Genomic DNA, 14,166 nt, shown 5'->3' on the forward strand with positions numbered 1-14,166 from the left:
GGGGATTTTGCTAGAGACTCGAGGACCATGAAGAAAGCAGCGCCGAAGCGGCGCGGCGGGTCGCCGCGCATCACCCATCCCGACCAGTTCGATCTGCTCGACGTGCCCGAGCCGACGGCGGTCATGATCACCTATTCGGGGCGCACCGTCGATCTGGAGAACCCGGACTTCGGCCCCTTCGACATCGAGGACATCGCCCGCCCGCTGGCCTACCAGTGCCGGTTCGTCGGCAACACCCAGCGATTCTTCAGCGTGGCCCAGCATTGCGTGCTGGCCAGCCGGCTGGCGCCCGAGGGCTATGCCTACGACGCGCTGATGCACGACAGCGAGGAGGCCTTCACCGGCGACTGGCCGACGCCGTGGAAGGTGCGGATCGGCCGCGACGCCATCAGGCAGGCGGTGGAGCCGATCAAGAGCGCGCTCGCCCTGCGCTTCGGCTTCCGCCATCCGGAGCCGAAAGCGGTCAAGCTGGCCGACCAGCGGGCGCTGGCGACCGAGCTGCGCGACCTCTGCGCACCGCACCGCGTCAACTGGCGCGACCTGCCGGACCCCGACGAAGCCGCCATCGTGCCGCTCGGCCCGGAAGAGGCGCTGGCCGACTTCCTGGACCATTACCGGCGGCTGAAGCCGGCCTGAAAGCGTCCGGACGGTTTCCGGCAGCCCGCCTCAGGCGTGGCCGCCCTGCTCCGCCCGGCGGCCACGGCCGCGCCTGGACGCCGGCGCCTCGCTGGACGCCGTTCCGCCGGCAGACGCACCGGCATCGGCCTGCTGCTCGGCGCAGCGCTCGGCCAGCTCGCGGATGGCGGCCCGGATCTGCGGATCGCGGATGCTCTGGAAATAGCGCGCCAGCATCAGCGCCTCACGCGATTGCAGGGTGTTCTCCTGCTCCTCGCCGCCGCCGGAGGCATGCACCTCGCCGCCCTCCGCCGCCGCCTGCCGGTTCTCCAGCCCTTCGAAGAAGACGGAGACGGGGACACGGAAGAACTGCCCCAGCTTGAACAGGCGGCTGGAGGACACGCGGTTGAAACCGCGCTCGTACTTCTGCAATTGCTGGAAGGTCAGCCCCAGCGCCGAAGCGACGTCGCTCTGGCTGAGACCCGCCAGCATGCGCAGTTCCCGCAGGCGCTGGCCGACGAACACATCGACCTCGTTCAGGCCTTCCTTCTTTTCGCGGCCACGCCGTTTCATCGCTCTTCCCTTTCGATCCTGTACTGGTCCCGGCATCCGCCGTGAAGCACCGCCTCCGTGGCGGAGCCTGGAAACGCCTCGCCGGGAAGACGAATCGGCAGATTTCGGACATGGAATGCAACTCAGCTATGATCGGGCCCTGGCGATGTCAACCTTGGCTGGACCAGATACCTCTTTTGGACAGGCATCTGTTCGCGGGAATCGGCCTGTTGGTCATAGGACCGCACTCTTCTCGCGCATTGCGCGGTATGATTTTACCGAAAGTCGCGCAATCGGTGTCGCGCCGCCCATGCCGCGGTCCGGCTGCGGCATTGTGACCCAGAGTTGCAGAAAAGCGATGTGGCGCCGCAGCCGCAGGGCTGCAACATTTGCGGGGCACTAGGCATATTTTGCCGGGCGCCCGGCAAAAACTGCCGCCGATTAACCCTCTCTTCATCAAGACGCCGCAGCATGCCCCAACGTAGGCAAGCCCGGCGCGGAACTTGCAGAAACCGTCTCGCAACCGCGAACGGAGACTGTGTGGAGACCATGCCGGAAAGACTTCCGATCGGGGACCGCGCGTGAACAACCTGCTGCAGACCTTGCGCAATCTCGGGCCCGCCCGCCTCGCGGCGATCGGCGGCGTCGGGCTCTTGCTGATCGGATTCTTCGTCTATCTGACCACCCGGCTCTCCACGCCGGAGATGGAACTTCTCTATTCCGAACTCCAGCAGACGGAAGCGGCGGCCATCGCCAAGAAGCTGGACGAGGCGAAGGTCCCCTACACCGTCGACAAGTCCGGCACGAAGATCATGGTCCCGGCCGATCAGGTCGGGCCGATGCGCATGCGCATGGCGGCCCAGGGCCTGCCGTCCGGCGGTTCGGTCGGCTACGAGCTGTTCGACAAGGGCGAAGGCTTCGGCGCCACCAGCTTCATGCAGAACATCAACCACCTGCGCGCGCTGGAAGGCGAGATGGCGCGCACGGTGCAGACGCTGAACGGCGTGCAGCAGGCCCGCGTCCATCTGGTGCTGCCCAAGCGCGAGCTGTTCGCCCGCCAGCAGAACCCGGCGACCGCCAGCGTCTTCCTGAAGCTGCGCCCCGGCACCCAGCTGAGCCGCGAGAACATCCAGGCGATCCAGCAGCTGATCGCCGCCTCGGTGCCGAACCTCGACCCCGGCCGCATCTCCATCGTCGACGACAAGGGCAAGCTGCTGGCCCGCGGCACCGGCAACGACAGCGCCGAGGCGATGGCGGCGAACGCGGACGAGAAGAAGCAGGCCTATGAGGGCCGGCTGGCCCGCACCGTCGAGGATCTGCTGGGCCGCACGCTGGGCTACGGCAAGGTCCGGGCGGAGGTGTCCGCCGACCTCGACTTCGACCGCATCACCACCCAGTCGGAAATCTTCGATCCGGAAAGCCAGGTCGTCCGCTCCACCCAGACGGTCAACGAATCGAACGAGAGCAGCGACCGCGACCCGCTGGCCCCGGTGACGGTGGACCAGAACCTGCCGACGGCGCAGGCGAGCAGCAGCGCCAGCCCGCTGTCCTCGAACAAGTCGAACCGCGCCGAAGAGACGATCAACTACGAGATCACCAAGACCACCAAGTCGCATGTCCGCGAGGCCGGCCAGGTCCGCCGCCTGTCGGTCGCCGTGCTGGTGGACGGCACCTACCAGCTCTCCAAGGACTCAGCCCCGGCCTACCAGCCGCGCAGCGAGCAGGAGATCGAGAGCATCAAGGCGCTGGTGCGGTCCGCCGTCGGGCTGGACGCCGTGCGCGGCGACTCGCTGGAGGTGATCAACATGCGCTTCTGGTCGCCCGAGGACGACATCCAGAAGCCGGAAGAGCTGTTCATGGGCATGACCAAGGACGACCTGTTCCGCATCGCGGAGATGGTGGTCCTGGGCATCGTCGCCGTCCTCATCATCCTGCTGGTCATCCGCCCGCTGATCTCCCGCGCCTTCGAGAAGGCGGAGATGCAGGAGGAGGACGAGATGGACCGCCTGCTGACCGACCAGGCCGGCATGCCGGCCGCGCTGGCCGCCCCCACCGGCGCGCTGGCCCAGGATCTGGCGCTGGAAGCGGCGCAGGCCGACGAGGAGCTGGAGCAGATGATCGACATCAACCGGGTGGAAGGCCGCGTCCGCGCGTCCTCGCTGCGCAAGGTCGGCGAGATCGTCGACAAGCATCCGGAAGAGGCGGTCTCCATCCTGCGCAACTGGCTGTATCAGGAGAGCTGAGCGATGCCGGCCTCCAAACCCACACCGCTTGAGGCCACCTTGTCCGCAGGGGGATCGCGGCGATGAGCGTGCGCAAATTCCTCTTCGACGAGTCCTTCGACGTGGACGCCGTCCCCCGCATGACCCATGTGGAGGATGACGACCTGCTGCCCGAGGACGAGCTGTCGGCCCAGCCGGCGCCCGAGCCGGAACCGGAACTGCCGCCGGCCCCGACCTTCGGCGAGGCGGAGCTGGCCGCCGCCCGCGCCCAGGGCTATGACGAGGGTATGGCCGCCGGCAAGTCCGAAGGGACCGCGGCGGGCTATGGCAAGGGATTCACCGACGGCATGGCCGCCGGCCAGAACACCGGGTACGAGCGCGGCAGGACCGAGATCGAGGCGACGGTAAACGCCCGCATCGCCAGCGCGCTCTCCCAGATCGCCGACGGGGTGGCCCATCTGCTGGCGGTGCACGAGGCGGGCAGCGCCGCGCGCAGCGAACAGCCGGTCCATCTGGCGCTCGCCATCGTCCGCAAGCTGATGCCCGAATGGGCGCGGCGCGGCGGCATGGTCGAGGTGGAGGGAATGGTCCGCGCCTGCCTGACCGACCTGATCGACGAGCCGCGGCTGGTCATCCGGGTGGCGGAGGACACGATGGGGCTGGTGCGCGACCATCTCGACGAGACGGTCGGGTCGCGCGGCTTCGGGGCCAAGCTGATGGTGATCGGCGATCCGTCGGTCGCTCCCGGCGGCTGCCGCATCGAATGGGCCGAAGGCGGCGTGGAGCGGGACACCGCCCAGCTGCTGGACGAAATCGAACGCCGCGCGGCGCACATGCTGGAGGCTCCGGCCCCCGTCTAAGGGGTGACCGGAATGAAGGAGGTCCGAGACCGACATGCCGAGCGACAATTTCTCGCTGAACGATCTGCACGGCGGCGATGGCGACGACTATGCCAGCCCCGGAATCACCAAGGACCTGGAGGCGGTGTACGACATCCCCGTCCAGATCTCCGCGGTGCTGGGCAAATCGACCATGCAGGTGGCGCAGCTGCTGAAGCTGGGCCGCGGCGCCGTGGTGGAGCTGGACCGCAAGGTCGGCGAGGCCATCGACATCTACGTCAACAACCGCCTGGTCGCCCGCGGCGAGGTGGTGGTGGTGGAAGACCGGCTGGGCGTGACCATGACGGAAATCATCAAGTCGGACCGCGGCTGATGGCGGTTTCGTCCGACACCGGCGCGGCCCGTGCCAAAGCCGCCTCCGGCAACGCCCGCGCCGCCGCGCAGGGCGAACCGGCGGCAGGCGCCCCCACCGGCGCGACCGCGCCGGGGCGGAGCGTGCGGCTGCGCGGCGGGCTGGACGTGGCGACGCTGGTCGGGCTGGCGGCGGCGGCCGGGGTGATCCTGATCGCCATCACCACCGGCGGGTCGGCGCGCGCCTTCCTCGACCCGCCGTCGCTGCTGATCGTGCTGGGCGGGACGCTGGCGGTCACCACCGCCTCCTTCTCGCTGGGCGACGTGGCGGTGGCATGGAAGAACGCCGCGGCGGTGCTGGTCCACCAGACGCTCGACCCAAAGGGCGTGGCGCGGCAGGTCCTGCTGCTGGCCGAGGCCGCCCGCCGGGCCGGGCCGGAAACCCTGCGCAACGTCCTGCCGGAACTGCGTGCCGAACCCTTCCTGCACCGCAGCGTCACCCTGATCACCGAGGGGCTGCCGCCCGACGCCATCGAACGGATGCTGACCGGCGAGGTCGAGGCGACCGCCGGCGGCCACGGCAAGAGCGCCGGCGTGCTGCGCCGCGCTTCGGAAGTGGCGCCGGCCATGGGGCTGATCGGCACGCTGGTCGGGCTGGTGCAGATGCTGGGCAGCCTGAGCGACCCGTCGGCCATCGGGCCGGCGATGGCGCTGGCTCTGCTGACGACCTTCTACGGGGCCGTGCTCGGCAACGTCGTCCTGTCCCCGCTCGCCGCCAAGGTGGAGCGGGCGGCGGAGGAGGACGCGCTGGTCAAGACCCTCTATACCATCGGCGCCGTGTCCATCGCGCGCCAGGAGAATCCGCGGCGTCTGGAGATGCTCCTGAACGCCGTCCTGCCGCCTGGAAAGCGGATCCAGTATTTCGACCGGGAAGCCCCGAGAGTGGGAGCGTAAGGCTATGCGTCTGCTGATCGTTGGAACGTTGGAAGGCTACATCACCGCCGCCGGCAAGATCGCCATGAAGCGGGGGGCCAAGGTGTCGCACACCGACAGCATCGAAGGGGCGCTGACCGCCTTGCGTTCCGCCGCCGGTGCCGATCTGGTGATGATCGACGTCAAGCTGGACATCGCGACCTTCATCGACAGCCTGAAGTCGGAGCGCATCACCATCCCGGTGGTCGCCTGCGGCATCGGCACCGATGCGGCCGCCGCCGTGCGCGCCATCCGCGCCGGCGCCAAGGAGTATCTGCCGCTGCCGCCCAATGCCGAGCTGATCGCCGCGGTGCTGGAGGCGGTGGCCGAGGAAAGCCACTCCATCGTGTGCAGCGACCCGGCGATGCTGGCGACGCTGCGCCTTGCCGAGCAGGTGGCGCCCAGCGACGCCTCGGTGATGATCACCGGCGAGAGCGGCACCGGCAAGGAGCTGATGGCCCGCTTCATCCACCGCAAGAGCCGGCGGTCGGCCGAGCCGTTCGTCGCGGTGAACTGCGCCGCCATCCCGGAGAATTTGCTGGAATCGGAGCTGTTCGGCCACGAGAAGGGTGCCTTCACCGGCGCCGTCGCCCGGCGGCTCGGCAAGTTCGAGGAAGCGAACAACGGCACCCTGCTGCTGGACGAGCTGTCGGAGATGCACCCCAGGCTCCAGGCCAAGCTGCTGCGCGCCATCCAGGAGAAGGAGATCGACCGCATCGGCTCCAGCCAGCCGGTGAGGGTCAATGTCCGCCTGATCGCCACCTCCAACCGCAACCTGGAGGCGGAGGTCCGCTCCGGCAACTTCCGCGAGGATCTGTATTTCCGCCTGAACGTGTTCAGCGTGGCGATCCCCAGCTTGCGCGAGCGCCCGGCCGACATCCCGATGATCGCCGAGCATTTCCTGAAGAAGTATGCGGAGGCCAACGGTCTGGGCGACAAGCGCCTGACCGAGGACGCCATGCTGATGCTGAAGACGCATCACTGGCGCGGCAACGTGCGCGAGCTGGAAAACACCATGCACCGCGCCGTCCTGCTGTCGCGCGGCGAAGAGGTCGGGCCGGAAGCGATCATGCTGACCAGCAAGATGCTGGCCCCGGAAGGCAGCGCCCAGGCCTCCATCCCCGCCGACTCGCCGGTCGCCAACCCGTTTGCCGGTCCCGGCGGCACGGTTCCGGCCGCCGCCGCCCTGAGCCAGCCGGCCCAGCCGGCCCATCCGGGCGGGCTGGCGACCGGCTACGGCCCGCCCAAGGGCGGCAAGCCCGGCCCCTACGGCATGGCCGCCAACAGCAGCGCCGCGGCTGCCGCCAACGCGGGCACCAGCGGCGCCGGTCTGGCGGCGCTGATCGGCCGCACGGTGGCCGACGTCGAGCGCGACCTGATCCTGGAGACGCTGACCCACTGCCTGGGCAACCGCACCCACGCCGCCAACATTCTGGGCATATCGATCCGCACGCTGCGCAACAAGCTGAAGCAGTATGGCGACGAAGGCCGCAGCGTGCCCACCCCGGGCAACGACGAACGGGCGACGGCCTGAACCCCCGTCCGGGACCGGGACCTTGAGCGGCGGGAGCATCCATGGCGCTGACGGAGCATAATGGTGGCGGCGGGGGCGGCGGTCCCGGCAACATGGCCGCCTTCGGCGAGATGTGGGCGGTCACCAAGGCGTCGCTGAAGCGCGGCGACGTGGCGATGGCCATCGGCATCCTGATCGTCGTGGTCGGCCTGATCATGCCGCTGCCCGCCGTCATGCTCGACATGATGCTGGGTCTGAACGTCACCATCTCCATCCTGATCCTGATGGTGGTGCTGTTCATCGAGAAGCCGCTCCAGCTGTCGTCCTACCCGACGATCCTGCTGATCACCACGCTGCTGCGCCTGTCGCTGAACATGGCCTCGACGCGCCTGATCCTGACGCAGGGGCACGAGGGGACGTCGGCCGCCGGCCATGTGATCGAGGCCTTCGCCAGCCTCGTCATGGGCGGCGATTTCGTCATCGGCGTGATCATCTACGCCATCCTGACCATCGTGAACTTCAAGGTCATCACCGCCGGTTCGGGCCGCATCGCCGAAGTGGCGGCGCGCTTCACCCTCGACGCCATGCCCGGCAAGCAGATGGCCATCGACGCCGACCTGTCGGCCGGCATGATCGAGGAGAGCACGGCGCGGGCGCGGCGCAAGGAGCTGGAGGACGAAAGCGCCTTCTTCGGCTCGATGGACGGTGCGTCGAAGTTCGTGAAGGGCGACGCGGTCGCCGGCCTGATGATCATGTTCATCAACATCATCGGCGGCGTGACCATCGCGGTGCTGCGCCACGACATGCCGGTGATGACGGCGCTGGACACCTTCACCAAGCTGACCATCGGCGACGGCCTGGTGTCGCAGATCCCGGCGCTGGTGATCTCGATCTCCGCCGGCTTCCTGGTGTCGAAGGCCGGCATGGGCGGCTCCACCGACAAGGCGGTGGTGGGCCAGCTGACCGGGCACAGTCAGGCGCTGGCTCTCTCGGCCGGCGCCGTCGGCGTGCTGGCCCTGCTGCCGGGCATGCCGATCCTGACGCTGGCCCCGGTCATCGGCGTCGTGGGCTTCGCCGCCTGGTACATGCCGCGCCTGCGCGCCAAGAAGGAGGCGGAAGAGGCCGCGGCGGCGGAGGAAGCGGCGGCGGCCGGGGCGGGCCCTGGTGGCATGCCGGGGGCCGGGCCGGCGCCGGACGAACCGATCGCCACCGCGCTCGCCATCGACCTGATCCGGCTGGAGCTGGGCTACGGCCTGTTGTCGCTGATCAACCAGCCCCAGGCGGGCAGCCACCGGCTGACCGACCAGATCAAGGGGCTGCGCCGGCAGATCGCCGGCGAGGTCGGCTTCGTCATGCCGGCGGTGCGCATCCAGGACAATCTCCAGCTTCCGCCCAACACCTACATCATCCGCATCAAGGAGATCGAGGCCGGGCGCGGCGACATCCGGCCCAACATGCTGTTGGTGATGGACCCGCGCGGCGACGCCATGAGCCTGCCCGGCGAGCAGACGGTGGAGCCGACCTTCGGCCTTCCCGCCATCTGGATCGAGCCGGGATACCGCGAGGAGGCGCTGTTCAAGGGCTACACCGTGGTCGATCCGTCGACCGTGGTGACCACCCACCTGACCGAGCTGATCAAGGACAACATGCCGGAGCTGCTGTCCTTCACCGAGACGCAGAAGCTGCTGGACGAGACCGACAAGGAACACCAGAAGCTGATCGCCGACGTGGTGCCCGGGCAGATCACTGTGGGCGGCCTGCAACGGGTGTTGCAGAATCTCCTTGCCGAACGGGTTTCGATCCGGGATCTTCCCACGATATTGGAAGGGGTATCCGAAGCGACCAGCCAGACCCGCAGCATCACCCAGATCACCGAGCATGTGCGCTCCCGCCTCGCCCGGCAGATCTGCGACGCGAACACCAACGAGATGGGCTTCATCCCGCTCGTCACCCTGTCGCCCGAATGGGAGCAGGGCTTCGCGGAATCGCTGGTGGGCGACGGCGACGACCGGCAGCTGACGATGGCCCCGTCCCGCCTGCAACAGTTCATCACCTCAGTCCGCCAAACCTTCGAGCGACATGCCATGATGGGCGAGAGTCCCGTACTGTTGACCAGCCCGCTGATCCGTCCGTTCGTCCGCTCGATCGTCGAGCGGTTCCGGCCGGCGACCGTGGTCATGTCGCAGAACGAGATCCACCCGAAGGCCCGCATCAAGACGCTGGGGCAGATCTGATGGAATGCGGCGTTCCCACCCCCTTAGCTGACGGAAGGCGCTGCCGATGCGGCTGAAGTCCTTCCACGCCAAGACCATGTCCGACGCCATGCGGATGGTGCGCCAGTCGCTGGGCGACGACGCCATCATCGTCGCCACGCGCGAGGAGGAAGGCGGCGGCGTGCGCGTGACGGCGGCGGTGGAAGAGGACGACCTGCCCCCGGCCCCGGCATCCGGTTCCACGCGCGGCGGCCGCGGCAGGGCACCGGCCAAGCCGGTCGAACCCGAGATCGACGTGGGCGAGGTGGTGGCCGACGCCCTGCAACGCCACGGCGTGCCGGCGTCGCTGGCCGAACAGCTGATCGACGCCGCCTCCGGGCTGGACACCGAGGATCCGCGGCTGGCCCTGGGCTCGGCGCTCGATTCCTATTTCACCTTCAACCCGCTGCCCGACGGCCGGTCGCCGGTGAAGCCGCTGGCGCTGGTCGGCCCGCCGGGATCGGGCAAGACGCTGGTCGCGGCCAAGCTGGCGGCGCGGGCCGTCTTCCGGAAATGCTCGGTCGGCGTCATCACCACCGACACGGTGCGGGCCGGCGGCGTCGACCAGCTGGCCGCCTTCACCCGGCTGATGAAGCTGAAGCTGGCGACGGTGGAGGATCCCGACGCGCTGGCCGGCGCCTTCGAGGTGCATCGCCGGACCGATCTGGTCCTGGTCGACACCGCCGGGCGCAACCCGTACGACGCCGAGGACATGCAGGACCTGCGCGCCATGCTGTCCGCCGGCGAGGTGGAGCCGATCCTGGTGCTGCCCGCCGGGCTCGACGCGCTGGAGGCTGCCGACATGGCGCTGGCCTTCAAGGCGGTCGGCGTGCGGCGTATGCTGGTCACCCGGCTGGACATGGCGCGCCGGCTGGGCAGCGTCCTTGCCATCGCCGCGCGGGCCCGGCTGTCCTTCTGCGACGCCAGCATCTCGTCCAAGGTGGCGGAGGGGCTGACCCCGCTGAACCCGCTGGCGCTCGCCCGCATGATGATCCCGGCCGAGGAGAAGGCGCCCGCCGTCAAGGACCAGGCGCCGCGCCGCTCCGCCCGCAACGCCGGCTGGGACGAGGACGACGAGGGCCATCAGGACCACGAGCCGGACCGCACCCCCGAGCGCAAGCCGAGCTTCGGGCGGGGGTATGAGGCTGAGGATCTGGAGGATGGGGAGCCGGAGATCGAGCCGGCACCGCCGCCACCACCACCGCGCAGGGCCGCCGCGGCGGCCAAGCCAACGAAACCCGCAACCGCAAAACCCGCAACCAAGGCTAAAGCCGCCAGTTCCCCCTCGTCGAGGACCCTGCCATGACCGATCCGGTGTTCCCGGCCGCCCTAAAGAACGTTCGCCCGCTGCGCGGCGCCAACGTCATCGCCGTGGCCAGTGGAAAGGGCGGCGTCGGCAAGACGTGGTTCTCGATCACGCTCAGCCACGCCCTGACCAAGGCGGGCATGAACACCCTGCTGTTCGACGGCGATCTCGGGCTCGCCAACGTCGACATCCAGCTTGGATTCTCGCCCAAGAACGATCTGGGCGCCGTCATCAACGGCGAGGTGACGCTGGCCAAGGCGGCGCAGCGCTTCGCCGACACCGGCTTCGACATCATCGCCGGCCGTTCGGGCTCGGGCACGCTGGCGCAGCTGCCGAGCCAGCGCCTGTCGTCCTTGCGCAACGACCTGCTGGAGCTGGCGAGGAGCTATGACCGGGTGGTGATGGACATGGGGGCGGGCGTCGACCGCACGGTGCGCACCCTGTCGGGGCCTGCCGGCATCACGCTGGTGGTGACGACGGACGAGCCGACCTCGCTGACCGACGCCTATGCCTTCATCAAGCTGACCCATGCCACCAACCCGTCGGCCGACCTGCGGATCGTGGTGAACATGGCGCAGAGCGTGAAGGACGGCGAGCGGACCTACGGCACCATCCTGAAGGCCTGCCAGAACTTCCTGAAATACAAGCCGGCGCTGGCGGGCATCATCCGCCGCGACCTGAAGGTGCGCGACGCCATCCGCAACCAGACCCCGCTGCTGACCCGCTCGCCCGCCAGCGACGCGGCCCGCGACGTCGAGGCGATCGTGCAACGGCTGCTCGCCAGCGCCCGGTAACCGGCCGGGACGGGCGGGCATGGGCGGGGCGATCCCACCGTCGGTCACGCCGGCCGCCGCCACCGCCGCGGCAGCCCCCGCCGCGCCCGCCCCCGTCACGGCCGAGGCCACGGTCGTCCAGCTTCCCGAACGGCTGCCGGAGGTGACCCGCCCGGTGGTGCTGACCGGCACCGTCGCCGGCCAGACGCCGGAGGGGCTGACCCGCGTGCGCACCGCGGCGGGCGAGCTGCTGCTCGACAGCGCGGTGGAGCTGCCGCCCGACAAGCCGGTCACCGTGCAGCTGACCCCCGGCGGCACGGCCCCGACTGGCGCCCCGGCCACGGCGCTGCCGGGCAAGCCGACGGCGCTGATCCTGCTGCAATCGCTGGCGAGCCCGGCCACGCCGTCCACCGGCAGCACCACACAGACCCCGCCGGCCGGCAGCGGCGCGACACCCGCCGTCCTGTTGCCGCCCACCCCGACGCCGACCGCCGTCCCGACCAACCTGCCGCCGCTGCTGCCGGGCACCGTCGTGCCGGCGCTGGTGCTGGCCGGCGGGTCGGGCGCCAAGCTGCCGACCGCCGCCGCGCCCCCGGCGCAGCCGGCACCCACGGCACCGCCCCCCGCCGCCCCGGCCGGGACCGCGAAGCCGGAGGCTCCGGCCGCCGGGACGCCCACCACGGCGACGGGCGGACCCTCCACGCCCGCCCCGACCATGGGCGGCGGCAGCGCCACCTTCGGCACGCCGGTCCAGCTGGGCGGCAACGCGGCCCATCCCGGCGCCGAAACGCCGACGGCACCCACTCCGCCCGGTTCCAATTCCTCCGGCTCGCCCCCGCCGGGGGAAGCCGCCGGCAATCCCGAACCGCCCGACCTGCCGCGCGGCGCCACGGTCGCGCTGAAGATCCTGACGATCACCCCGCCGCCGCAACAGCCCCAGCCGCCGGGTAATCCGGGGGCGGGCAATCCGGAGGCCAACGGGCGCAACCAGCAGACGGGGAACCAATCCGGCCAGCAAGCGGGCGGACAGGCCGAAGCGGGCGGACAGGCCGCCGCTCTGCCGACGCCGCAGGCCGACGAGGCGGCCCTGCCGCCCGACACCCCCATCCTGCGCGGCACGGTGGCCGGCAGCACGCCGCAGGGCCAGCCGATCCTGGCCACCAGGCAGGGCATGCTGGCGCTGAACGTCCCGGCCAGCCTGCCGCAGGGGACCACGGTGACGGCGGCGCTGGCCGATCTCGCCCGCGCCACCCAGGCGGCGGCCCCCACCCTGCCCGGCCCGCCGGGACCGCTGGACGGACGCGACTGGCCGGCGATGCGGCAGCTGATGGCGACGCTGGCGGCGGCCGATCCGGCGGCGGCCAGGGCGATGCTGGCGACGATGCCGCAGCCGAACCGCAAGCTGACCGCGGCGCTGGGCTTCTTCCTGTCGGCGATGCGCGGCGGCGACGCGCAGGGCTGGCTGGGCGACGATGCCGCTTCCGCCCTCGACAAGGCCGGGCGGCGCGACCTGCTGGAGCGGCTGGAGAAGGATTTCGACGGGCTGCGCCGCGAGGCGGCGGAACCGCTGCCAGGCGACTGGCGCAGCTACACCATCCCGCTGATGGATGCGAACGGGCCAAAGCCGATCAGGCTGCATGTCCACCCGTTGCAGGAGGATGAAGAGAACGGCGGCGGCGAGCGGTCGAAGCCCGGCAGCCGCTTCGTCATCGACCTCGACCTCAGCCGGTTCGGGCCGATGCAGCTGGACGGTCTGGTGCGGCCCAACCATTTCGACCTGATCCTGCGCAGCCACGCCGCCCTGCCGCCGGAGCTGCGGGTGGAGCTGATCCAGATTTTCGCCGACAGCGTGCGGGCCGTCGGCTACACCGGCGGCCTGTCCTTCCAGTCGGGCGCGCGCAGCTGGGTGAAGCTGACCCGCGCCGGCCAGGCCGGGCTGGGGGTGTCGGCATGAGGCGGGAGCGGCTGTCCACCCGCCCCTCCCCCGACGCCCGCCACGATTTCCTGGTGGAGCTGCGCGGCGAACCGCTGCCGGGGGTGCGGCTGACCCTGCGGCTGGTGCCCGACCTGCTGGTGCCCGATCCGGCGTCGGTCGTGGCCTATCTGGCGGAGTTCGCCGGCTTTGGCGACGGGCTGGAGGCGCTGGCCGTCGCCGTTCTGGACGACATCAACAACGAGCTGGTCCCGCGCTGGGTCGAGGTGGCGGTGGAGGGCGACGCCCCCCTGCCCCACCGCGTGGCGATCGAGGACCGGCAGCCGACCTGGGACAACCCGTCGCTGCTGGGGCGGCTGCGCCGGCTATGACACCAAGGGCTCAGTCGTCGTCGAACAGGCCCTGGGCGGCGGTGCGGTGGCAGGCCTCGCAGTTGCTTTTGGCTGCGACCGCCCTGCGGCTCCAGATCGACGGGTCGAAATCGTGCTTGCGCAGCCACCAGCGCTGTTCGGTGATGCGGATCAAGCGGCCGTCACCGCTTCCGGCTGTCTGCGTCAGATAGCTGCGGATGGCCGCGGCGGTGTCGGCCGGCAGGCTGGCAGTCTCGCCGAAATGGTTTTGCAGGCCGTCCATGATGCGGTTCCAGGACGCCGCCGGCAGCAGGCCGGGCTGAAAGGCCATGTGGCACTCGCCGCATTCCTTCCGGGTGGCGGCATCGGTGACGGGGCCTACCCGCTCGAACTCGCCGGCGGTTGCCGGTCCGGCGGTCAGGGCCAGCAGGGTGAGGGCGGCGAAGGCGGCGAGGGTGCGGGATTTTGGGTCGGAACGCATCGGTTGC

The 14,166-nt window shown here is 70.2% G+C and carries 13 protein-coding genes; 11 read left to right on the plus strand and 2 right to left on the minus strand.

Annotation, left to right across the window (positions count from 1 at the left end; genetic code table 11):
* The first annotated feature begins 27 nt into the window (after positions 1-27).
* The gene (locus CRT60_RS17610) at positions 28-636 is read left to right on the plus strand and encodes a transcriptional regulator (protein WP_098737801.1); all 609 of its coding nucleotides are present in this window, start codon (positions 28-30) and stop codon (positions 634-636) included.
* 30 nt (positions 637-666) lie between these two features.
* Here the strand turns inward: CRT60_RS17610 and CRT60_RS17615 are convergent, their stop codons facing one another.
* Positions 667-1,188, minus strand: a complete 522-nt coding sequence (locus tag CRT60_RS17615) for a helix-turn-helix domain-containing protein (protein ID WP_098737802.1) — start codon at positions 1,186-1,188, stop codon at positions 667-669.
* A 560-nt stretch (positions 1,189-1,748) separates the two neighbouring features.
* On the opposite strand from CRT60_RS17615, the gene fliF reads away from it, so the two are divergent.
* The 10 genes from fliF to CRT60_RS17665 all read left to right on the plus strand — a co-directional run bounded on the left by fliF (position 1,749) and on the right by CRT60_RS17665 (position 13,699).
* On the plus strand, positions 1,749-3,410 hold the full coding sequence (fliF, locus tag CRT60_RS17620; RefSeq protein ID WP_098737803.1) for a flagellar basal-body MS-ring/collar protein FliF: 1,662 nt from the start codon (positions 1,749-1,751) through the stop codon (positions 3,408-3,410).
* A 62-nt stretch (positions 3,411-3,472) separates the two neighbouring features.
* Positions 3,473-4,249 carry a FliH/SctL family protein gene (locus CRT60_RS17625; protein WP_098737804.1) on the plus strand — a complete coding sequence of 259 codons (777 nt, stop codon included), beginning with the start codon at positions 3,473-3,475 and terminating at the stop codon, positions 4,247-4,249.
* Positions 4,250-4,283: 34 nt separating this feature from the next.
* A complete protein-coding gene (gene fliN / locus CRT60_RS17630) occupies positions 4,284-4,601 on the plus strand; it encodes a flagellar motor switch protein FliN (RefSeq protein WP_098737805.1) in 318 nt (105 codons plus the stop codon).
* On the plus strand, positions 4,601-5,533 hold the full coding sequence (locus tag CRT60_RS17635; RefSeq protein ID WP_098737806.1) for a motility protein A: 933 nt from the start codon (positions 4,601-4,603) through the stop codon (positions 5,531-5,533). Before fliN ends, CRT60_RS17635 begins: the two co-directional genes overlap by 1 nt.
* A gap of 4 nt (positions 5,534-5,537) precedes the next feature.
* On the plus strand, positions 5,538-7,085 hold the full coding sequence (locus tag CRT60_RS17640) for a sigma-54-dependent transcriptional regulator (protein ID WP_098737807.1): 1,548 nt from the start codon (positions 5,538-5,540) through the stop codon (positions 7,083-7,085).
* 41 nt (positions 7,086-7,126) lie between these two features.
* The gene (gene flhA / locus CRT60_RS17645) at positions 7,127-9,298 is read left to right on the plus strand and encodes a flagellar biosynthesis protein FlhA (RefSeq protein WP_098737808.1); all 2,172 of its coding nucleotides are present in this window, start codon (positions 7,127-7,129) and stop codon (positions 9,296-9,298) included.
* Between the two features lie 46 nt (positions 9,299-9,344).
* On the plus strand, positions 9,345-10,622 hold the full coding sequence (locus CRT60_RS17650; protein WP_098737809.1) for a flagellar biosynthesis protein FlhF: 1,278 nt from the start codon (positions 9,345-9,347) through the stop codon (positions 10,620-10,622).
* Entirely contained in the window at positions 10,619-11,416 is a 798-nt protein-coding gene (locus CRT60_RS17655) for a MinD/ParA family protein (RefSeq protein WP_098737810.1), read from the plus strand. The genes CRT60_RS17650 and CRT60_RS17655 overlap by 4 nt, the downstream gene beginning before the upstream one ends.
* 19 nt (positions 11,417-11,435) lie before the next feature.
* On the plus strand, positions 11,436-13,349 hold the full coding sequence (locus CRT60_RS17660; RefSeq protein WP_098737811.1) for a hypothetical protein: 1,914 nt from the start codon (positions 11,436-11,438) through the stop codon (positions 13,347-13,349).
* On the plus strand, positions 13,346-13,699 hold the full coding sequence (locus CRT60_RS17665) for a hypothetical protein (protein ID WP_098737812.1): 354 nt from the start codon (positions 13,346-13,348) through the stop codon (positions 13,697-13,699). The genes CRT60_RS17660 and CRT60_RS17665 overlap by 4 nt, the downstream gene beginning before the upstream one ends.
* 10 nt (positions 13,700-13,709) lie before the next feature.
* On the opposite strand, the gene CRT60_RS17670 is transcribed toward CRT60_RS17665, so the two are convergent.
* On the minus strand, positions 13,710-14,159 hold the full coding sequence (locus CRT60_RS17670) for a diheme cytochrome c (protein ID WP_098737813.1): 450 nt from the start codon (positions 14,157-14,159) through the stop codon (positions 13,710-13,712).
* Positions 14,160-14,166: the final 7 nt, after the last annotated feature.

It is taken from the genome of Azospirillum palustre (assembly GCF_002573965.1).
Lineage (GTDB): Bacteria > Pseudomonadota > Alphaproteobacteria > Azospirillales > Azospirillaceae > Azospirillum > Azospirillum palustre.